The following is a 19,467-nucleotide window of genomic DNA, read 5'->3' on the forward strand; positions in this document are numbered from 1 at the left end:
ACGTGACCTCAGCCTATCAGCATATCGGCCAGAACGGTGGCGGTGCCGACAAGCATGGTGATGATTGCAAGCGACAGCACGCCCATAATCGCTGCCACCAGGAGGAGCACGCCATCTCTTTCGGAAAGCGCTATTCCCAAAAGTGCGCATGCCAGAGCAGGAAACCAGTTGCCGAAGGGTATAGGAAGGGTGACGACGGTGGCAAGAATCAGCGCGAGCATGCCAATGACACGGTCCGCGCGATTACGATCAAACGGCCAATAGCGCGGCCGCACGATTCTTTCCAGCCGCTTCAGTGCTGGAGCTACCTTCTCGCTCAGATGGCGAAAACGTTCGGAACTGATGGATCTTTCCAGGAGGAAATGGGGTAGCCAGATTGTCTGTCTGCCCAAGGTCATCTGAACGGAAATGATAATCAACGGGATTCCGAAGACCAGCGTGCTTCCGGGCGGAAGGGGAAGCAGGTTGAAGAGGGAGAAGAAAACAAGAAATGTAGCGAAGCTGCGGTCGCCAAGCGCTTGTCTGAGCTGTTCCACGGTGATCGAGCCATCCGGCTGCTTCGCAAGTTGCTCTAAAACGGTTGAGAGCCGGCGCGGCGCCGCCTCCAAGCGCGCCGAAGTCGATGTCATGTTGGAAAAACTTTCTTCCGCCTTCACATAAAGCCCTTCTTCATGGGCGGATTACTATCTTGAAACATCAAGTCCCACTAGAGCCGAGAACTTGGTTGACCGGTGACGGGAAATTGTCGGTCACATTCTGAGTCCGAGGGCGTGGCGAATCGCTATTCTCCCGCCAAGAAGGCGGCGTACTGCGCAAGGGCTGCATTCCAGTTGACGGTGATTTCATTGGTCGACCAGCTTTCGATATGGTCGATATAGCATAATTGCGGCGCGCAGCCAGACAGCCGTTCTGCCGCAATCGTATCCTGCAACCACACATTTGGACCACCGGCCAGCGCACCGTCCGGCGGTCGGGGTAGGGCAGGATCAAGCTGGTGCGCGAACCAGCGTGAGTGCTGGTTCATCGCATAAGCGCTGCCGTGACCGGTCACATAGGAAAGGGCAAGTGCGTTGCGTCCGAACAGATAATCCGCTGCCTCCAGCGCAGCATCTCGGAAGTGCTTTGCGCCTGAATAATCATAGGCACGGGCGACGATAATGCCGATCTGGGCCATCAGATGATTGGAGCCCCATCCAAAGCGCCCATCGGCAGGCGTGTAGATCTGGCCGAAAGCCCGCCCCTGTTGCAATTCAACGAAATGCTGCGCCGCTTCCACCACGGAAGCACGGAAAGAAGCGATCTGCTCATCGGAAAAGCGGTTCGGCACGAGGCTGAGCGACAGCCTGCCCATCGCCGCCACAAAGGCCCAGTCGAACCCGTATTCACGGAACGCATCGCCGCTGAAATAGGAAGATGCCTTGATGTCCTCGCGGTAGCGTTCTTCGCCAGTAGTGATGAAAAGCTCCGCCGCCGCCCAGTAAAATTCGTCGCTGACATCATCGTCGTCATAAGCTCCGCCACCGGCATTGTCGCTGGCGGGAGCGTAAAGATTGGGGTGCGCTTTGGCCGCTTCGTAGGCACGCTCGGCCGCTACCAATAGCGATTCGGAAAAGCGCGGATCGAATTCCTTGAAAAGCCGCGCGCCCTGAGCGGCTGCGGCGGCGAGATTGAGCGTAGCGGCGGTCGAAGGCCGGTGAAGCGCACGCGGCTTATCGTCCTCATGCGGCATGAGCGGCAGGCCCGTCCATTCGGTGTCATGCACCTTGTGGTGCGCCATACCCGCCAGAGGTTCGCCTTCGGGCACCTGCATCTTGACGAGGAACTCCAGTTCCCAGCGCGCCTCGTCTAGAACATCCGGCACCCCATTGCCAGATTCCGGCACGGCAAGCGCTCCGTCTGTAAGGAGAGCGTTAGAAGCACCCTCCACATAAAGCGTCCGCTCATAGGCGCTCATAAGCTGGCCTACGGAGATACCGCCATTGACGACATACTTTCCGTGATCGCCCGCGTCGTACCAACCGCCGGTCACGTCCAGCCTGTACTTGCAGGTCCAGGGCTCCCCATAAGCTTCTACCGCCTGCTCGGGCATCAGGCAGGCTACGCCGCGATCGCCTTTATTCACGGCAGCATCGCCGGGAGAGGCGGCGTGTCCGGCAGGGCGCGCATAGGAACTTCCAGCGATCTTTCCGTCAATGGCAATGCCGGAGCGCACCGGATAAAAGTAGCCGAAGGCATCACGCGCGAGCGCCTCATAAAAGCCGCGTCCGATGACAAACGGAAAGCTGGTGTCTCCGTCAGAATGGAGACGAAAGCCCTGTCCGGAGCCTGCAAAGGCGGAAAAGTCGATTACGTGAACGTTGAGCCCTGCAGTTGGGTCGGCGCCCGCCGGCTCGGTCAGGCCGCTTGCGACCTTTAGGCCATCCTCGTCGAGAAGACGCCAAGGCAGAGGGCTTTGCGCCCCTGTGACAAGCGTTGCCCGTTTCGGTCCATCGGGCAGGTAGCCGAGCTGGTTGACGAGCACCCGCGGTAACCGGTCAGCCGCTGCCGCCTCGTAGGAGGGCGGATTTTCCCACGCAGAAGCGATAAAGAGCGCCGTGAGCCCCATTGCTGTCACCAGCATCAATAATCGCCCCATCCTACCCCTCTTTTCTGGACAGATTGCGCAGTACCCCAAAACCAGCTTCTTCGAGCGCTCGGTACAAAATTTAAATGGCTACAGCATCCATTGGCCGTCCGAAAAATGGTTGGTGCTGCAGCCGGCTCGTAAATCGCGTAAAGCTGGTTTAGATCAGCAGGCGAAAACATGCTCCCTCATTTATCGTTGTAATACTGGAACCATGCAATTTTCTCCTCAACAGGACGAGGCGCTCAAGGCGGTTTCACGCTGGCTGAAGAAAGGAAGCTCTCAGATCTTCCGGCTCTTCGGCTATGCAGGCACGGGTAAGACGACGCTTGCACGCTATTTTGCGGAGCATGTCGACGGCGACGTGCAGTTTGCTGCATTCACGGGTAAGGCCGCGCAGGTGCTGCGGTCAAAAGGCGCGGCAAACGCGCGCACCATTCATTCGCTTATCTACCGCCCGCGCGGTGAGGAGCAGGTGGAGGACGAGACGACCGGGCGCACCACCATGTCCCCGACCTTCTCTCTCAACCGCCAGAGCCCAGTGGCGAAGGCCAAGCTCGTCATCATTGACGAATGCTCCATGGTGGACGAGGAATTGGGCCGGGACCTGATGACCTTCGGCACGCCGATCCTCGTGCTTGGCGATCCGGGTCAGCTGCCGCCGATTTCGGGCGGGGGTTACTTCACCGAGCACGAGCCGGACTATCTGCTCACGGAAATTCACCGTCAGGCCCGCGACAACCCTATCATCCGACTCGCGCTCGACGTTCGCGAAGGACGGGAGCTCGAACATGGCGACTACGGGTCGGCGCAGGTAATCACCAGAGGCGAGGTCACGAGCGATCTTGTGCTCGATGCCGACCAGGTGCTGCTTGGTATCAATCGCACGCGCCGGCGCTATAACCAGCGCCTGCGTGAACTAAAAGGCTTCACCTCGCTCATTCCACAGGCTGGCGACAAGCTCGTATGTTTGCGGAACGAGCCCTTAAAGGGTCTGCTCAACGGCTCCTTGTGGAAAGTCATGACCGCTTCGCGCGAGACAGTGAAGCCCGGCATCAATCTGCTGGTTTCGCCTGAAGAGGACGATCCGGATCGCGGTGTGGCCAAGATCAAGCTGCTAAAGGCCGCCTTCGAGGACCCGGATGCCGATATCCCGTGGCAGACGAAGAAGCGCTACAATGATTTCGATTTCGGCTATGCGCTTACCGTGCACAAGGCGCAGGGCTCGCAATGGGACGAGGTGGTGCTTTTCGACGAAAGCTTTGCCTTTCGTGAAACGCGCCAGCGTTGGCTTTACACCGGTATTACGCGCGCTTCGGAACGCCTGACCATCGTGCGTTAGCTAGCCCTGTATCAAGCAGGGGCGGGCAGGGGCCTGGTTCCGATCCAGTCCCATGCAGCTTCCGCCTCTTGCGCCGGGAAATATCGCATCTCAACGGAGAGGAAGGGATTGAAGAGCGATACCATCGGCTTGATCCACCCCGGCCCGCCCACTACCGCATATTTGCGGATATGTTTTAGGGAGGGGGCTTTCCCGAGCATGATAGGTTCCTTCCAGGCTGCCGCCCAATCCACTCCCTCATAGTCATGGATGAGGATGATCACGTCGATCCGTTCGTGCAGCGCATAGGCTCCTTCCAGAAGACCATACATGTTCTGCATGTCAGCCGCGCCTATATGCCCCTTGATCTCGAATGCAAAGGCGTCGTCGCGGTCGGTTTCGATGCGGCGCACATTGGGTGGCGTTTCGTTTATCAGCATCCCTGTTCCTTTGCTTGTCGAAGTGGCATTCCGTTTAACGGCAAAGAAACGCGAATTTGGCCCTGTCGGTTCACTTCAAAGCCGCTATAGGAGAGGGAACTCGTGTCTGACAGGGATCGAACGCCCATGGCCGCAAAGCTTTCCGTCAATCTCAATGCGGTTGCCATGTTGCGCAACCGTCGCGACCTTCCGTGGCCGAGCGTCACCGGGCTTGGGCGCATGGCGCTGGCTGCCGGCGCGCACGGTCTCACCGTTCATCCTCGGCCGGATCAGCGTCATATCCGCTTCTCCGACCTGCCCGATATCCGCGCGCTTATCGATGACGAATTTCCCGATAGCGAATTCAATATCGAAGGCTATCCCTCGGAAGAGTTCCTGCGGCTCGTGGAGGAAAACGAGCCGGAGCAGGTGACTCTCGTGCCCGACGAGCCCGGTCAGGCGACCTCCGACCACGGCTGGGATTTCGAGGCGCATTCCGATTTTCTGAGGGACGTCGCCAGGCGGCTGAAGAGGCGCGGCATGCGCGTCTCCCTCTTCTGCGATCCCGACGTGGACGAGGCGGCGTTGGAGGCGGCGAAGGCGACCGGGGCGGATCGCATCGAGCTGTACACAGGGCCTTACGGCGCTTGTCATGATGCTGCTGAAAAAGCCGATAGCGAATTGGAAAAACTTGCAAAGACGGCAGAGCGCGCCCAAGCCCTGGGCTTCGCAATCAATGCCGGACACGATCTTACCGTTCCCAACCTGCCGGCGCTCGCCCGTCGCATCCCTGCGCTGGCGGAGGTCTCCATCGGCCATGCGCTGACTGCGGATGCGCTGGAACACGGGATGGCCGAAACGGTGCGGCGGTTTCTCGCTGCGCTAGGCCGTCGATTGTAATCCACGCTTCCAGGAACCATCTGACGCTAGACTGGTTGTGCGGAAACCTGTTGCGTTCGCACCGCGACAGGACTATCCCAGCCCGCCATGTTCCTGGAGCACCGGGTCGAAAAGCCATCCGGTTCGGCTCCGACAAAGATATAGATCGCCATTTTTGTGTCCGGAAGGAAGCGCGGCGATCAGTGGAGCATGCTCATGGCCGATGCCAAGCTTCGTGGCTCCGATGCAGGCGATCTTGCTGGACCCCGCGCTAGGAGGGATACCCGCCAGAATCTCAGGATGCTGGTGATCGGCGCGCTGGGCGTGGTCTACGGTGATATAGGCACAAGCCCGATCTATGCCTTCCGCGAAGCGCTACACGCTTCATCCGGTGGCGGGACAGTCACACGCGAAGACGTGTTCGGCGTTCTCTCGTTGATTGTCTGTGCGCTCACAACGGTCGTTACCGTCAAATATGTCGTCTTCGTGCTAAGGGCCGACAATCGCGGCGAGGGCGGCATTCTGTCGTTGATGGCGCTTGCCCGTGGAAGCTATCCGAAGAGGTCCGGGCTCATTCTCGCGCTCGGCATCTGCGGTGCGTCGCTCTTCTTCGGCGATGCACTCATCACCCCGGCCATATCCGTCCTTTCGGCCGTCGAGGGCCTGGAGGTCGCGACCCCGGCCTTCGATCCCTACGTGGTCCCAATCACTCTGGTGATCCTGCTGGTGCTCTTTTCTGTGCAGCGGCTCGGAACCGGCAAGGTCGCGAGCGTCTTCGGTCCTGTCACCGCCGCCTGGTTTCTGGCTCTGGGAGTGGCGGGGCTCATGCATATCGCGGATGACCCGAGTGTACTCCTCGCCATCAATCCCTATCACGCCATCATATACCTTTGGCACCAACCCGAAGTCGCATTCCTGACAGTGGGCGCTGTCTTCCTTGCAGTGACAGGTGGGGAGGCGCTCTATGCCGATCTGGGCCATTTCGGGCGCAAGCCGATCGTCCTTGCATGGCTTGCCATCGTCTTTCCCTGCCTACTTCTAAATTATTTCGGGCAAGGCGCGTTCGTGCTGGCACATGGTGGCCAGCCGCAAAATCCGTTTTTTCAGATGATGCCGTCCTGGGCGCTTCTGCCGATGGTGCTGCTGGCAACGGCTGCAACGGTGATTGCAAGCCAGGCGGTGATTTCGGGAGCGTTCTCGCTTGCCCGGCAAGCCTCGCAGCTCAATATTCTGCCCCGCTTTGATATCCTGCATACCTCCGAGACCCAGGAAGGACAGATCTACCTTCCGCGCATCAATCTCCTGATGGGTTTGGGTGTGATGTTGCTCGTCGTCGGATTCGGGGCGTCAAGCGAACTTGCATCGGCCTATGGCATCTCGGTGTCCGGCAACATGCTTGTGACAACCGTGCTTCTATCCGTCGTCACGTTGTTGCGCTGGCGTTGGACAATCGCGGCGGCATTGGCCGTGCTTCTGATCTTCGGGACAATCGATATCGGCTTCTTTGCCGCCAATGTCGCAAAGCTTGTGGAGGGGGGATGGGTATCCCTGGTCGTCGCATTTGTTGCAGGGCTTCTGATGATAACATGGTTGCGCGGCACACGCGTGCTGCTGGACAAGACCCGCAAGAACAAGGTGCCGTTCGATGCGCTTGCCGAGCGGTTGGCCAGAAACCCGCCGCAGATCGTACCGGGAACTGCCGTTTTCCTGACGGCGGACCGCGGAAGCACGCCGACAGCGCTTCTTCACAGCCTGAAGCACTACAAGGTTCTGCATGAGCGAAATGTAGTGCTTTCCGTGTTGACCGCGGAACAGCCCCATGTACCGCCCTCTGAACGCGTGAGGATGGAGCCCATCAATCAGCTCTTCATGCGGGTGACCGTAACGTTTGGCTATATGGAGCGGCCGAACATCCCGATGGCGCTCGCCCTCTGCCGCAAGCAGGGCTGGAAATTCGATATCATGAACACCTCCTTCTTTGTGTCGCGCCGCTCGTTGAGGCCTTCTGCCGATGTCGGAATGGCGGTGTGGCAGGACAGGCTGTTTATCGCGCTTGCGCGCACAGCCGCCGATGCGACGGAATACTTCCAGATCCCCACCGGGCGGGTGGTCGAGATCGGGACGCAGATCACCATCTGAAAGCCGGGGGCGCTGTGGTGGCGCCGGCTCGGTGGCTTGTGCGCTCTTGCTCTCCTTCGCTATTTGTGACAGAACCGTACCGTACGGTACGGATAGAGGTAAGCTTGGGCGAGCATCGGGAGCAAGGATATACGCCGCGCCAGCGGGCAGTGCTTGAACGGGCGCTGGAATTGCTCGTGGCCGGGGGTGAAAAGGCGGTGACGACCGCCGGTGTCGCGCGCGCGGCCAATTGCTCCAAGGAAAGCCTTTACCGGTGGTTCGGCGATCGCGACGGATTGCTCGCGGCGATGATTGCCCACCAGGCGAGCAAGGTGCGCACCTTCGCCGATGATGGCGAGCCAATGGACAGGGTGCATTTCAGGGCCCATCTCGTGGCGTTCGCTCGGGATCTTCTCGACGTGCTTTCGGGCGAGGTTTCACTGGCGCTCAACCGGTTGGCCATCGGTCAGGCAAGCCGCGAGGAAAGCCGCCTTGGCCGGCTCCTGGTGGCACAGGGAAGGCGCCGTATCGACGAAGGGGCCATAGCCTTGCTGGAGGCTGGGCGGCGAAACCGGCATATCGCCTATGACGACGCCGACGATGCCTATCGGACCCTCTATGGGCTCGTGGTTCGCGACCTGCATGTGCGCATGCTTTTGGGCGAGTCAGGTGCGCGCAGGCACGAGAAGTTCGCTGCCATGGCGGAAGGGGCGGTGGAACGGTTTTTCGCACTCCATGGCGTGCGGGAGAAGGAGAGGGCGGATACGGCATGAGGCTGCCCGCCCGCATATGTGAAAGGAAGGACGAACGATGCGTGTCTATTACGATCGCGATGCCGATCTGAACCTCATCAAGTCGAAGAAGGTTGCCATCATCGGCTATGGCAGCCAGGGCAGAGCCCATGCGCTGAACCTGAAGGATTCAGGCGCTACCGATGTGGCGGTGGCGCTACGCGCGGGCTCAGCGACGGCCAGGAAGGCCGAGAGTGACGGCTTCAAGGTGATGACCGTGGCGGAAGCCGCCGGTTGGGCTGACCTCATGATGATGGCAACGCCCGACGAGTTGCAGGCTGGCATCTATAATTCCGAAATCGCGCCCAATATCCGTGACGGCGCGGCAATCGCCTTCGCCCACGGCCTCAACGTGCATTTCGGCCTGATCGAGCCGAAGAAGACGGTCGATGTCGTGATGATCGCGCCCAAGGGACCGGGGCATACCGTGCGTGGCGAGTACCAGAAGGGCGGCGGCGTGCCGTGCCTGGTCGCCGTGCATCAGGACGCTTCCGGCAACGCGCTCGACCTTGCTCTTTCCTATGCCTGCGGCGTGGGCGGCGGACGCTCCGGCATCATCGAGACCACCTTCCGCGAGGAGTGCGAGACCGATCTGTTCGGCGAGCAGGTGGTGCTCTGCGGCGGCCTTGTGGAACTCATCCGCGCTGGTTTCGAGACGCTGGTCGAGGCGGGCTATGCTCCCGAAATGGCCTATTTCGAGTGCCTGCATGAGGTGAAACTCATCGTCGACCTTATTTATGAAGGCGGCATTGCCAACATGAACTACTCGATCTCCAACACCGCCGAATGGGGCGAGTATGTTTCGGGCCCGCGCATCATCACTGCCGATACGAAGGCGGAGATGAAGCGCGTTCTCAAGGATATCCAGACCGGAAAGTTCACGTCCGAATGGATGCAGGAATGGCACTCGGGCGCTGCCCGCTTCAAGGCCATCAGGCGGCTGAACGATTCGCACCAGATCGAAGAGGTGGGCGAGAAGCTGCGCGGCATGATGCCGTGGATCGCCAAGAACAAGCTGGTGGACAAGGCGAAAAACTGAGGCTTCCGCCGTTCTTGCGAGAACCTGTCTCCTCGCGATTGCCAAGGCGGTGCTTGCGCATCGCCTTGGCAAAGATCTCGTACGAGCGAAATGTCCGCATTCAGGCCGATAGTATATGAAAGGCGAAATACACGGCAGCCGCCATGCTGTTGGGCCTGATCCCGTTGCCGGGAGGCCGCAGGTCCATCCACCACTTCTGTTCGCCTCACCATTGATGAAGAAGGCAGAATGGATCAATCCGGCCCGATAAGCCCATTGCGCCCGCTGGCGGACTACATCAGTGGGATCCTGCTCGCAGGCAAGCTGCGTCTTTCTCTGCGTCAGACCTTCGGGGCAGACGAATCTCCCGCCCCGAGCGATGGTCGACAACCAGCCACGCTCATCGGCTCCTTGACAAGGCCGCATCGTGAAGGGCGCGCAATGCCGGCGCAGCCCTTGGCCATGTCATCTCGCTCGAAGGCACGCTGACGCCCACTCATAAGAAAATTCAATAGGGTGGATAATTGACAGGATGCTTCCCTGACAGTCCTGTAGCGCAATCACTGCGCGTATCTATTATCAAATTTTCAATGGGCTGTTGCATGGCGCCTTGGCAGATAAACATCCAATCAATAAAGTACCCGATCAATCCAGCAACTGCGAAACCGGGCGAACTCACACGGTGGCGCAAGAACATTGCAGCCGGTGGAGCCGAGAGAGGAAGAACACGAGCCACATCCCTGAATGACAGGGTTCGCGATAAAGCCCGGTTCGATGTCCATGAAAGACGGCTGCGCGACCTGGCCGAGACGATCCAGACGTTAGAGGGTGTATCGGAGGCTGGACAAGCGTTTGTACCGACATTAGGGGGCAGTTCAGGCCTGCTGGCTCATGCCGTCAGGGTTTTGGCACTTCTTGCGTTGGGTAAACCGCTTGAGGCAATGCCCATTCATAGCGTGCAACCGCCTTCCATTGCGCATTACGCACCAGCTTGCGGCGCTGAGGCAGACAGATCCATTTTAGCAGAGATGAGGGAAAACATCGTGCGCCGCGCCGATCTGGCGTCCGCCAAGGCGTTGGAGAACGGTCTTGATCCCACGAGAAACTATACTTCAGTAAGCTTTTTTCTGCCGATGGGAATAGGGGGGGTAGCTGCGACTGATACGGCTCCTCTGCCCGAGGTCATTATGGCGGAGCAGAAGAGCTCAGCCCCTTTTTTCCCGCGTATTTCACCCGAGGTACAGAAAATCGCGCCCAACCTGAACAGCGAGTTCAATGCGCAATATGAAGTGGAAGCCCAGAAATGGGTCGGCAAAGCCATAGACAGGATCCTATGCCTCCTGAAAGACGCAGGGCTCGATATGGGCGACCGCGCTTCGATCATTTTTGTTCAGGCAATAGATGAAACCTATATGCCTCCCATTCCGGTAACCGGCGGCCTGGTCTGCATCGTCAGTGTGAAAAAGGACGGCAAAAGACGTGATCTCGCCATCCTACCCGAAGAGTCGCCAATGGTGGTGGACGTATCAGGTGATGAAATTGAGAGCGTTACCTGGCTCGCTCAAAACGCCCGCCGCTTCTTCGGCGAAGATCCGGAGGCACGGCTCTATATACCCAAAGTTAGAGGTGGCGTGAGCGTGCAGGAGGGGGCCTCTAGTTGTGTTTCCGACATTGTCAACGATGCTGCCCTCGATTGGTACGACGCTGCATTCTCCGAAACCGATCACGAAGCGTTGGTCGACTACGTCCGAGGCAATGCAATTCCCCTTTACGATGCTAAGCAAAGGCTGGACCGGGGCGATTACACCGGCGCTGCTGCTTCTGCAGCCTTGGATATAGCTCCCATCTTCGATGATGCCTCACGTATGTTGCGCGGACCTTTCAAGGCTGCACTAAAGAGTGCCAAGGCGGGCAAGGCTATTAAGGGGGCGAAGGCTGCAAGAATGAATGGCGGCATGAAAGCTCTGCCGGAAGTGGAGGGAGCGGCAGACGCAGCGGCACAGGCAAAGCATGTGGGAAGGAAAAGCGCAAAGGCTGTGGCGGAAGGTCTTGAGGAAACCCGCCGCCATATTCAGCTAAGGCCGCTACATCGGCGCCTTGAGGTAACACGTGTCGGTAACAGTTACCGCGTGAAGGCAGTACCGGTATTGGAAAAGCAACCGCCACAAGAAGGAGTAGTCGTCCAGACGAGCGGCACCTTTTTCGGTGAAGCCGAGCGGCTGAAGCCGAATATGGGCGCGCAGCCCTCATCCTTGCGCGCACACGAAACCGGCTTGTCTGCACCGTTAAATGGCTTAACGCGCAGACTACTTGCCAAATCCAGGACGGGAAAATTTTCAGTTCAGGATGCCGAGCGTCTGATCGGCAAGAAGCCCCAAAGCAAGTTTGTCAATGAGGAAAGCGGCTTTGTCTATAAGGGCTTTGTTTTCCGAGGCGACATGCGCAGGCCGGAACAGATATTCGAAGACGGTTTCAAGCTGCGGACGAAGATCAACTCGGTCGAAGAGGTGAATGGTTTCAGAGGCGGCTTCGGCGGAGGCCGGGATGCTTTCAACATTGATGGAAGGGGGATTTCTACCTCACCTTTTGCCGCCACGGCCGATGGTGCGGGAGCGGATGTGTATGGCCGCGCCAGAGGCGGGTACACCTACCTCGTAGATGCGCGAGCCCTGGAGGGTTATGACCTCTACAGGAACGCGGCGTTCTCACGGTTGCGCAAAACAAACAAGCTCGACCAAGAGCGGGCAGCGCAGGAAGCAGCTAGATCGCATTCGCGTCCGCTAGAGGTGAACTACGGAACGGACATCCCGCACGAGAAGATTGTCGGCGCGTTCGACCGCGAAGGCAAATACGTTCCCAATCCATCGTACCGGTTCCAACCGCGCCCCCATTAAGATGCAGAGTTCCGTAATCGGTCGAAACTGTATCAGCTTTCTCTCGCCTATGTAGCGAGGCAGATAGGAGCCGATCATCGGAACACCGGCAAAAAATCAAGAAAGCGCGTTCGCACCGTGCCGCATGTTACTCGTCTTCTGTGAGCACGGGCCGGCCGTGCTCAAATTTCACCGTGCGGTAAAAGCAGGAACGCCGTCCCGTGTGACAGGTTACACCGTCGCCTTGAACGCGTACTTGAAGATGCACTGCGTCCTGGTCGCAATCGGTAGTGAGGGAGACAAGCTTCTGGACGTTGCCAGAGGTTTCTCCCTTCTTCCATAAGGTGGAGCGGGAGCGCGACCAGTAATGTGCGATGCCGGTTTCCAGCGTTAATGACAGCGCTTCGGCATTCATATGCGCTATCATGAGTAGTGCCCCATCGTCCGCGTCGGTGACGACGGCGGTGATCAGGCCGCTTGCATCGAAACGCGGGGTGAATTCGGATCCGTTTTCGAGGGCTGCCTTATCCGCAGGAGGCGGAGAGAAGGAGAGCGCCGGCATTACGGCGTTCAGCCCCTGGGAGCTTCGCGGAGCAGGGTCATGAACCGGACCTGTTCCGCCGGCTGCTCCTTGAAGGTCCCGGTGAAGGTGGATGTGAGTGTGGTCGATCCCTGCTTCTGGATGCCGCGCATGGACATGCACATATGCTCAGCCTCGATCATGACCGCCACGCCGCGCGGCTTCAACACGTCTTGAATAGTGTTGGCAATCTGCGCAGTCATCGCCTCCTGCGTCTGAAGGCGGCGGGCAAAGATGTCCACAACGCGAGCAATCTTGGAAAGCCCCACGACTCTACCAGCAGGAAGATACGCGACATGCGCCCTGCCGATAATCGGCACCATGTGATGCTCACAATGGGAGTGGAAGGAAATGTCCTTCAGAAGCACCATGTCATCAAAACCGGCGACCTCTTCGAAGGTACGCCCGAGCTCTTCGGCAGGGCAGCGGTCATAGCCGGAGAAAAGCTCACGGTAGGCTTTCGCGACACGCTCAGGTGTTTCCTTAAGGCCTTCCCGGCCCGGGTCATCGCCCGCCCAGCGCAAGAGGGTGCGCACGGCATCTTCAACCTCCTCGCGGCTTGGCCGATTGTTAACTGGCTTGTCGAGATATGCAGGATTCTCTTCAGGTTTCGCACCCGTTTCGGACGTGCGCGGGAAGTTTTTAATGACAGCATCCATAAGAAGGCATCTCCCGTAGTCCCTGTCGCGCAGGGACGAGTTGAACGGTTCATAGCCTTTCGCGGGTTTCCTGAGAATTCAGTCCAGTCCCGAAAGCGGCATCCGCGCCAGCCCAGGCATCATACCCTTCTTGCCCTTGGGCGGTCGCTACCATTATATAGATTTAAACGGCCCTTTTTAAAAGGCATTAGCGCGACATGCTTTGCTGGATAGCCATCGGGCAAGCGGAAAAATCATGATAGACGACGTCTATAATGCAAAAATTCTTGGCTTTGCCGGAAATATCGGTCGAATCGGCCGCCTTGCAGAGCCGGACGCTTCGGCGACTGCCCATTCCAAGCTCTGCGGTTCGACGGTGACTGTCGATCTGAAGATGAAAGACGCGGTTGTCACCGATTTTTCCCATGAGGTTCGGGCCTGTGCGCTTGGGCAAGCATCATCCTCCATCATGGCGCAGAACGTGATTGGGGCCACGGCGGAGGAACTGCGGGAAGTGCGTCTGACCATGCTTCGGATGCTGAAAGAGGACGGCCCGCCACCGGAAGGCCGCTTCGCCGATCTTCGCTATCTGGAACCGGTGCGCGACTACAAGGCGCGCCACGCTTCCACCATGCTTACCTTTGATGCGGTGGTCGATTGCATCGACCAGATTGAGAAGAAGAAGGCTGGCAAGGCTGCTTGAAAATCAGCGCTGCCGGCCCTTTCTGTGCAAATACGCCATCCCGCCGGAAAGATCAGGCGCGGCTTCGGCGGATATCCGGCGGCGTCGCCTCCTCGGCGAGAAGCGACACGGCCTCTTCCAGCGACAGCGATGACTGGTCGCGGCTGCCGAGGCGACGCATGTTTACCGATCCTTCCTCTGCTTCGCGCTTTCCGCACACCAGAATGACCGGCACCTTGGCGTGACTGTGCTCACGCACCTTGTAATTGATCTTTTCGTTGCGCAGGTCGGTCTCGACCGTCAGCCCGGCAGCCTTCAGCCTTGTAGCGACTTCATGTGCATAGTCGTCGGCATCTGAAGTAATGGTTGCCACGACTACCTGAACGGGAGCCAACCAGAGCGGAAAATGGCCCGCATAGTTCTCGATCAGAATTCCCAGGAAACGCTCCATCGAGCCGCAGATTGCCCGGTGAATCATCACCGGCTGCTTCTTTTCCGATTCCTTGTCGATATAGAACGCCCCGAAGCGCTCTGGCAGGTTGAAGTCGAGCTGCGTGGTGCCACACTGCCATTCACGCCCGATAGCGTCCTTCAGGACATAGTCGAACTTGGGCCCGTAAAATGCCCCATCGCCGGGATTGATTGCTGTTTTGATCCGGCTGTCCGAGCGTTGAATATCCTGAAGCACACCGCGCATGATCTCCTCCGCGTGGTCCCACAGCGCGTCCGAGCCCACGCGCTTTTCAGGCCGCGTTGAGAAAAAAACCGTTATCTCCTTGAAGCCGAAATCAGCATAGGTGGACAGGATCAGATCGTTGATCTTCAGGCACTCTTCGGCAAGCTGCTCCTCGGTGCAGAAAATATGCGCGTCATCCTGGGTGAAGCCGCGCACGCGCATCAGACCGTGGAGCGCGCCTGAGGGCTCGTAGCGATGCACCGCGCCGAACTCAGCAAGCCGTATCGGCAGGTCGCGATAGGATTTCAGTCCATGCTTGAATATCTGGACATGACCCGGGCAGTTCATCGGCTTCAAGGCAAAGACGCGCTTGTCTTCCGCTTCCTCATCGGCGCACTCGACCTTGAACATGTTCTCCTTGTACCAGCCCCAGTGGCCGGAGGTTTCCCACAGCGAATGGTCCAGCACCTGCGGTGCGTTCACCTCCGCATAGTCGCCGTCAAGCCGCCGCCGCATATAGGAAACGAGGTTCTGGAACATGCGCCAACCCTTGGCGTGCCAAAAGACGACGCCCGGTCCCTCTTCCTGGAAATGAAAAAGGTCCATCTCGCGGCCGAGACGGCGATGATCCCGTTTTTCCGCCTCCTCCAGCATGTGGAGGTAGATTTCCAGCTGTTCCTGAGTTGCCCAAGCCGTTCCATAGATGCGCGTGAGCATCGGGTTGTTCGAATCGCCTCGCCAATAGGCTCCGGCAACCTTCATCAGCTTGAATGCCTTTCCTATCTGGCCCGTGGAGACCATATGCGGTCCACGGCACAGATCGAACCACTCGCCCTGGCGGTAGATCTTGACATCCTCGCCTTCAGGTATCGCGTCGACGAGTTCCACCTTGTAGGTTTCGCCCTTCTCCGAGAACACCTTCTTTGCCTTCTCGCGCGACCAAATCTCCTTGGTGAAGAGTTCGTTGCGGTCGATGATCTCCCGCATTTTCTTCTCGATAACGGGAAGGTCCTCGGGCGTAAAAGGCTCGTCACGAGCGAAGTCGTAGTAAAAGCCGTTCTCGATGACGGGTCCGATCGTTACCTGGGTATCCGGCCAAAGCTCCTGGACAGCCTCGGCCATTACGTGCGCGGCGTCATGACGTAGGAGTTCCAATGCGCGTGGGTCATCGCGCGTAACGATCTCTATGGTTCCGTTGCGGCCGACCGGGTCGGAAAGGTCACGCAGGACACCATCCAGAGTATAGGCGACGGCTTTTTTGGCAAGCGACTTGGAAATGGACTCGGCGACATCGGCGCCGGTAGTTGCAGCGTCGAATTCGCGCCTAGAACCGTCCGGAAATGCAAGGGAGATTGTGTCTGTCATCAGGAACTCCTATCCAGTCCCGCCAACGAACGCGGGTGGTTAAAGTCAAGCATGTGGTGCCGCATGTAACGGCACCGCAGGCTGGCGTAAAGCCCGAAGGCTATAATTTCCAGAACCGCCAGGGCGTCCACCATAGGTGCCGGGAGGAGAGTGCGTCGGGCACCGGGTCGATGCCGTGGGTGCCACCGGGGCCGCAACGAATTACCCGGAACAGCGCCATCCATCCGCCTGCCCATAGCCCATGGCGGGCGATTGCCTCATAAGCATATTCGGAGCAGGTGGGAAAATGCCTGCAGGAATTGCCAATGAAGCTGGAAAGCGTGAGCTGGTAGAGACGCACCAGTGCCGTTCCCAGGATCCGCCCAGGCGTTCGCGGCCAAGGGCCGGTCCAATTGCGCGAGATCCGCGGGCCGGAGCGGGCGGTGGGTCTTGCCATTCGAAATTTTGCCTCTTCAACCAGGGAGGGATGAGGGCTCCCTCACGGGTTGAAGAGATATAAGGTTCGCCTCAGCGCTTTGCGATAGGCACGTAGTCGCGCTGCGTCGCACCCGTGTAGAGCTGGCGAGGACGGCCAATCTTCTGCTGCGGATCCTCGATCATCTCCTTCCACTGCGCGATCCAGCCCACGGTGCGGGCGACAGCGAAGAGGACGGTGAACATCGTCGTGGGGAAGCCCAAAGCCTTCAATGTGATGCCTGAATAGAAATCGATATTCGGATAAAGCTTCTTCTCGATGAAGTATTCGTCCGTCAGTGCGATTCGCTCCAGCTCAAGGGCAACTTCCAGATGCGGATCGTCCTTGATGCCAAGCTCGCTCAGCACTTCGTGGGTTGTCTTCTGCATGATGCGCGCGCGCGGGTCGTAATTCTTGTAGACCCGGTGCCCGAAACCCATGAGCCGGAACGGATCGTCCTTATCCTTGGCGCGGGCAATATACTCGGGGATCCGCTCCACCGTGCCGATTTCGGCAAGCATGTTGAGGGCTGCTTCATTCGCGCCGCCATGGGCCGGGCCCCACAGACAGGCGATACCGGCAGCAATGCAGGCGAACGGATTTGCGCCTGACGAGCCGGCGAGCCGGACAGTGGAGGTGGAGGCGTTCTGCTCGTGGTCTGCATGCAGGATGAAGATGCGTTCCATCGCGCGCGCAAGAACCGGGTTTACCTTGTACTCCTCGCAAGGGACCGCGAAGCACATGTGAAGGAAGTTCTCCGCATAGGAGAGTTCGTTGCGCGGATAGATGAATGGCTGGCCGATATGGTACTTGTACGCCATGGCGGCGATGGTCGGCATCTTGGCGATCATGCGGATCGAGGCCACCATCCGCTGATGCGGGTCTGAGATGTCAGTCGAGTCGTGATAGAAGGCAGACAGTGCCCCTACCATGCCGCACATGACAGCCATCGGATGGGCATCGCGGCGGAATCCGGTGAAAAAGCGCGACATCTGCTCGTGCAGCATCGTGTGCCGCGTAACCCGCTGGTCGAAATCGTCTTTCTGTGCCTTGGTCGGCAACTCACCGTAAAGCAGCAGATAGCACACTTCCAGAAAGTCGCCCTGCTCGGCAAGTTGCTCGATCGGGTAACCGCGATGGAGCAGAATGCCCTGGTCGCCATCAATATAGGTTATTTTGGATTCGCAACTTGCGGTCGAGGTGAAGCCGGGATCGTAGGTGAACTTCCCAGTGTCCTTGTAGAGCGATCCGATGTCTATGACATCCGGGCCAATAGTGCCCTTTCGTAACGGGAATTCACGTGCTTCATCGCCAAGTTCCAGTTTCACCGTCGAAGTGGCCATCGCAGATTACCTTTCTGTTCTTGAAACTTGGGCGTGTGAAAGCCTGCCACGCGGGGTGACATGCCGTCGCCAGCGTGGCTCTAGCTAGCGCATTTGATTTCCGCTGCCAAGCTTGGCAACGGATGAAAGTAGACCTCAGGTTTGTTCATTCGCGTATTCCTCAAGAGAGGGTATTTCCGTCAGTCTCTTGCCGCCTGGTCTTCGATCCGGGCAAGCGCTTCTTCCTTTCCAAGCACGGTCAATACGTCGAATATTCCCGGGGAGGTGGTGCGGCCAGTTAAAGCGGCCCGGAGTGGCTGGGCTATCTTCCCAAGCTTGCGGCCGGTTTGTTCTGCGTAGCTGCGTACGACCGCTTCCGTCGATTCGGCAGACCAGTCCGTTAGCGCGGCCAAACTACCGGCCAGTTCGGCAAGCGTGAGGCGAGCTTCCTCGTCCAGCAAGGCTGCCGCCTTCTCATCCAGCACGAGCGGCCGCATCGAGAAAATGAAGCCTACTCCATTCAATAGCTCGACCAGCGTCTTGGCACGCTCCTTCAGGCCAGGCATGGCGGCAACCAGTTGGGCCTTGCGCCTATCATCAATGAGGTCGAGCACACGCTGTCCGCCCTCCAGATAGGGCAGGGTCTCAAGGAAGACATCCAGCAAGTCCTGATCGTCCATCCGCCGGATATGGACGCCGTTCAGCGCCTCCAGCTTCTGGAAATCGAATCGCGCGGCAGACTTGTTGATGTCTTCGATATCGAACCAGTCGATCATCTGCTCCGAGGTCATCACCTCGTCATCGCCATGGCTCCAGCCGAGGCGGGCAAGATAATTACGCATCGCGGCAGGCAGGTAGCCCATGGCACGGTAAGCCTCCACTCCAAGCGCGCCATGACGCTTTGAAAGCTTTGCCCCGTCCGGTCCATGAATCAGCGGGACATGCGCCATCACCGGCACATCCCATCCCATGGCCTTGTAGATGAGCGTTTGCCTTGCTGCATTGGTCAGGTGATCATCGCCGCGGATGATATGGGTGATGCCCATATCATGATCGTCCACTACGACGGCATGCATATAGGTCGGCGAGCCGTCTGAACGCAGGATGATGAAATCGTCGAGATCCTTGTTGGGGAAGCGAACCTCGCCCTGCACCTTGTCATAGACTACGGTTTCGCCCTCAAGCGGAGCCTTGATGCGGATGACGGGTCTGACCCCGGCCGGAGCCTCGGAGGGATCGCGGTCACGCCAGGTGCCGTCATAGCGCGGTGGGAGGCCCTTCTGCCGGGCCTTCTCGCGCATTGTCTCGATTTCTTCTGGCGTGCAATAGCAGTAGTAAGCTTCTCCGCGCTCTACCAGTTCCTTCGCTACCTCGCGGTGCCGCTCCGCGCGCGCATATTGCGAGATTGGCTCCCCTTCCCAATTGAGGCCGAGCCAGGACAGCCCGTCGAGGATGGCCGCAGTGGCCGCCGGGGTGGAGCGCTGCCGATCTGTGTCCTCGATCCTCAACAGCATCTTTCCACCCGTATGACGGGCGTAGAGCCAGTTGAAGAGAGCGGTGCGCGCCCCGCCTATATGTAGGAAACCGGTGGGGGAGGGGGCAAAACGGGTGATGACGGTATCGGTCATTGTCTTTCCGGGTTTCGGCGCGACAAAAACGGCCTGCGGGTGGAAATTGGTCGCCCGTTGTGTAGCATAGGCGGAAGGGG

At 58.7% G+C, this 19,467-nt stretch carries 16 protein-coding genes; 7 read left to right on the plus strand and 9 right to left on the minus strand.

Annotated elements, in window-relative coordinates:
- Positions 1–8: 8 nt before the first annotated feature.
- Entirely contained in the window at positions 9–629 is a 621-nt protein-coding gene (locus HUS57_RS04555; protein WP_173931717.1) for an exopolysaccharide biosynthesis protein, read from the minus strand.
- A 152-nt stretch (positions 630–781) separates the two neighbouring features.
- Positions 782–2,635, minus strand: a complete 1,854-nt coding sequence (locus HUS57_RS04560) for a glycoside hydrolase family 9 protein (protein ID WP_246727735.1) — start codon at positions 2,633–2,635, stop codon at positions 782–784.
- A 202-nt stretch (positions 2,636–2,837) separates the two neighbouring features.
- Between HUS57_RS04560 and HUS57_RS04565 the strand changes: the two genes are divergently transcribed.
- Positions 2,838–3,965, plus strand: coding sequence for an ATP-dependent RecD-like DNA helicase (locus HUS57_RS04565; protein ID WP_173931718.1), 1,128 nt, complete (start codon positions 2,838–2,840; stop codon positions 3,963–3,965).
- Between the two features lie 11 nt (positions 3,966–3,976).
- Here the strand turns inward: HUS57_RS04565 and HUS57_RS04570 are convergent, their stop codons facing one another.
- Entirely contained in the window at positions 3,977–4,384 is a 408-nt protein-coding gene (locus HUS57_RS04570) for an STAS/SEC14 domain-containing protein (protein ID WP_173931719.1), read from the minus strand.
- Between the two features lie 126 nt (positions 4,385–4,510).
- On the opposite strand from HUS57_RS04570, the gene HUS57_RS04575 reads away from it, so the two are divergent.
- The 5 genes from HUS57_RS04575 (at position 4,511) to HUS57_RS04595 (ending at position 12,063) form a co-directional block, all read left to right on the plus strand.
- A complete protein-coding gene (locus HUS57_RS04575; protein ID WP_173932279.1) occupies positions 4,511–5,263 on the plus strand; it encodes a pyridoxine 5'-phosphate synthase in 753 nt (250 codons plus the stop codon).
- 279 nt (positions 5,264–5,542) lie between these two features.
- Entirely contained in the window at positions 5,543–7,381 is a 1,839-nt protein-coding gene (locus tag HUS57_RS04580; protein WP_246727776.1) for a potassium transporter Kup, read from the plus strand.
- A gap of 104 nt (positions 7,382–7,485) precedes the next feature.
- On the plus strand, positions 7,486–8,133 hold the full coding sequence (locus HUS57_RS04585; protein ID WP_173931721.1) for a TetR/AcrR family transcriptional regulator: 648 nt from the start codon (positions 7,486–7,488) through the stop codon (positions 8,131–8,133).
- 37 nt (positions 8,134–8,170) lie between these two features.
- Positions 8,171–9,190 (plus strand): ketol-acid reductoisomerase, encoded by a 1,020-nt coding sequence (ilvC, locus tag HUS57_RS04590; protein WP_173931722.1) that lies wholly within the window; start codon positions 8,171–8,173, stop codon positions 9,188–9,190.
- Positions 9,191–10,197: 1,007 nt separating this feature from the next.
- Positions 10,198–12,063: a hypothetical protein gene (locus HUS57_RS04595; RefSeq protein WP_173931723.1), complete on the plus strand. Its 1,866-nt coding sequence runs from the start codon at positions 10,198–10,200 to the stop codon at positions 12,061–12,063.
- 127 nt (positions 12,064–12,190) lie between these two features.
- Here the strand turns inward: HUS57_RS04595 and hisI are convergent, their stop codons facing one another.
- A complete protein-coding gene (gene hisI, locus HUS57_RS04600) occupies positions 12,191–12,604 on the minus strand; it encodes a phosphoribosyl-AMP cyclohydrolase (protein ID WP_173931724.1) in 414 nt (137 codons plus the stop codon).
- A gap of 8 nt (positions 12,605–12,612) precedes the next feature.
- Positions 12,613–13,281, minus strand: coding sequence for a GTP cyclohydrolase I FolE (gene folE, locus HUS57_RS04605; protein ID WP_173931725.1), 669 nt, complete (start codon positions 13,279–13,281; stop codon positions 12,613–12,615).
- Positions 13,282–13,516: 235 nt separating this feature from the next.
- On the opposite strand from folE, the gene HUS57_RS04610 reads away from it, so the two are divergent.
- Positions 13,517–13,963, plus strand: a complete 447-nt coding sequence (locus HUS57_RS04610; protein WP_173931726.1) for an iron-sulfur cluster assembly scaffold protein — start codon at positions 13,517–13,519, stop codon at positions 13,961–13,963.
- A gap of 52 nt (positions 13,964–14,015) precedes the next feature.
- Here HUS57_RS04610 and thrS read toward each other — a convergent pair whose 3' ends face one another.
- From thrS to gltX, 4 genes are all read right to left on the minus strand, one after another.
- Positions 14,016–15,983: a threonine--tRNA ligase gene (gene thrS, locus HUS57_RS04615; protein WP_173931727.1), complete on the minus strand. Its 1,968-nt coding sequence runs from the start codon at positions 15,981–15,983 to the stop codon at positions 14,016–14,018.
- A gap of 100 nt (positions 15,984–16,083) precedes the next feature.
- Positions 16,084–16,419, minus strand: coding sequence for a membrane protein insertion efficiency factor YidD (gene yidD, locus HUS57_RS04620; protein WP_173931728.1), 336 nt, complete (start codon positions 16,417–16,419; stop codon positions 16,084–16,086).
- A gap of 71 nt (positions 16,420–16,490) precedes the next feature.
- The gene (gltA, locus tag HUS57_RS04625; RefSeq protein ID WP_173931729.1) at positions 16,491–17,780 is read right to left on the minus strand and encodes a citrate synthase; all 1,290 of its coding nucleotides are present in this window, start codon (positions 17,778–17,780) and stop codon (positions 16,491–16,493) included.
- Between the two features lie 179 nt (positions 17,781–17,959).
- Positions 17,960–19,387, minus strand: coding sequence for a glutamate--tRNA ligase (gene gltX, locus HUS57_RS04630; RefSeq protein WP_173931730.1), 1,428 nt, complete (start codon positions 19,385–19,387; stop codon positions 17,960–17,962).
- Positions 19,388–19,467: the final 80 nt, after the last annotated feature.

Origin of the sequence: Chelativorans sp. Marseille-P2723, from assembly GCF_902809845.1 — a bacterium.
GTDB lineage: Bacteria > Pseudomonadota > Alphaproteobacteria > Rhizobiales > Rhizobiaceae > Chelativorans.

Coding starts and splice junctions, on each gene's coding strand:
- HUS57_RS04555 (WP_173931717.1), bottom strand. CDS start 629: ATGACATCGACTTCGGCGCGCTTGGAGGCGGCGCCGCGCCGGCTCTCA.
- HUS57_RS04560 (WP_246727735.1), bottom strand. CDS start 2,635: ATGGGGCGATTATTGATGCTGGTGACAGCAATGGGGCTCACGGCGCTC.
- HUS57_RS04565 (WP_173931718.1), top strand. CDS start 2,838: ATGCAATTTTCTCCTCAACAGGACGAGGCGCTCAAGGCGGTTTCACGC.
- HUS57_RS04570 (WP_173931719.1), bottom strand. CDS start 4,384: ATGCTGATAAACGAAACGCCACCCAATGTGCGCCGCATCGAAACCGAC.
- HUS57_RS04575 (WP_173932279.1), top strand. CDS start 4,511: ATGGCCGCAAAGCTTTCCGTCAATCTCAATGCGGTTGCCATGTTGCGC.
- HUS57_RS04580 (WP_246727776.1), top strand. CDS start 5,543: ATGCTGGTGATCGGCGCGCTGGGCGTGGTCTACGGTGATATAGGCACA.
- ilvC (WP_173931722.1), top strand. CDS start 8,171: ATGCGTGTCTATTACGATCGCGATGCCGATCTGAACCTCATCAAGTCG.
- HUS57_RS04595 (WP_173931723.1), top strand. CDS start 10,198: ATGAGGGAAAACATCGTGCGCCGCGCCGATCTGGCGTCCGCCAAGGCG.
- hisI (WP_173931724.1), bottom strand. CDS start 12,604: ATGCCGGCGCTCTCCTTCTCTCCGCCTCCTGCGGATAAGGCAGCCCTC.
- folE (WP_173931725.1), bottom strand. CDS start 13,281: ATGGATGCTGTCATTAAAAACTTCCCGCGCACGTCCGAAACGGGTGCG.
- HUS57_RS04610 (WP_173931726.1), top strand. CDS start 13,517: ATGATAGACGACGTCTATAATGCAAAAATTCTTGGCTTTGCCGGAAAT.
- thrS (WP_173931727.1), bottom strand. CDS start 15,983: ATGACAGACACAATCTCCCTTGCATTTCCGGACGGTTCTAGGCGCGAA.
- yidD (WP_173931728.1), bottom strand. CDS start 16,419: ATGGCAAGACCCACCGCCCGCTCCGGCCCGCGGATCTCGCGCAATTGG.
- gltA (WP_173931729.1), bottom strand. CDS start 17,780: ATGGCCACTTCGACGGTGAAACTGGAACTTGGCGATGAAGCACGTGAA.
- gltX (WP_173931730.1), bottom strand. CDS start 19,387: ATGACCGATACCGTCATCACCCGTTTTGCCCCCTCCCCCACCGGTTTC.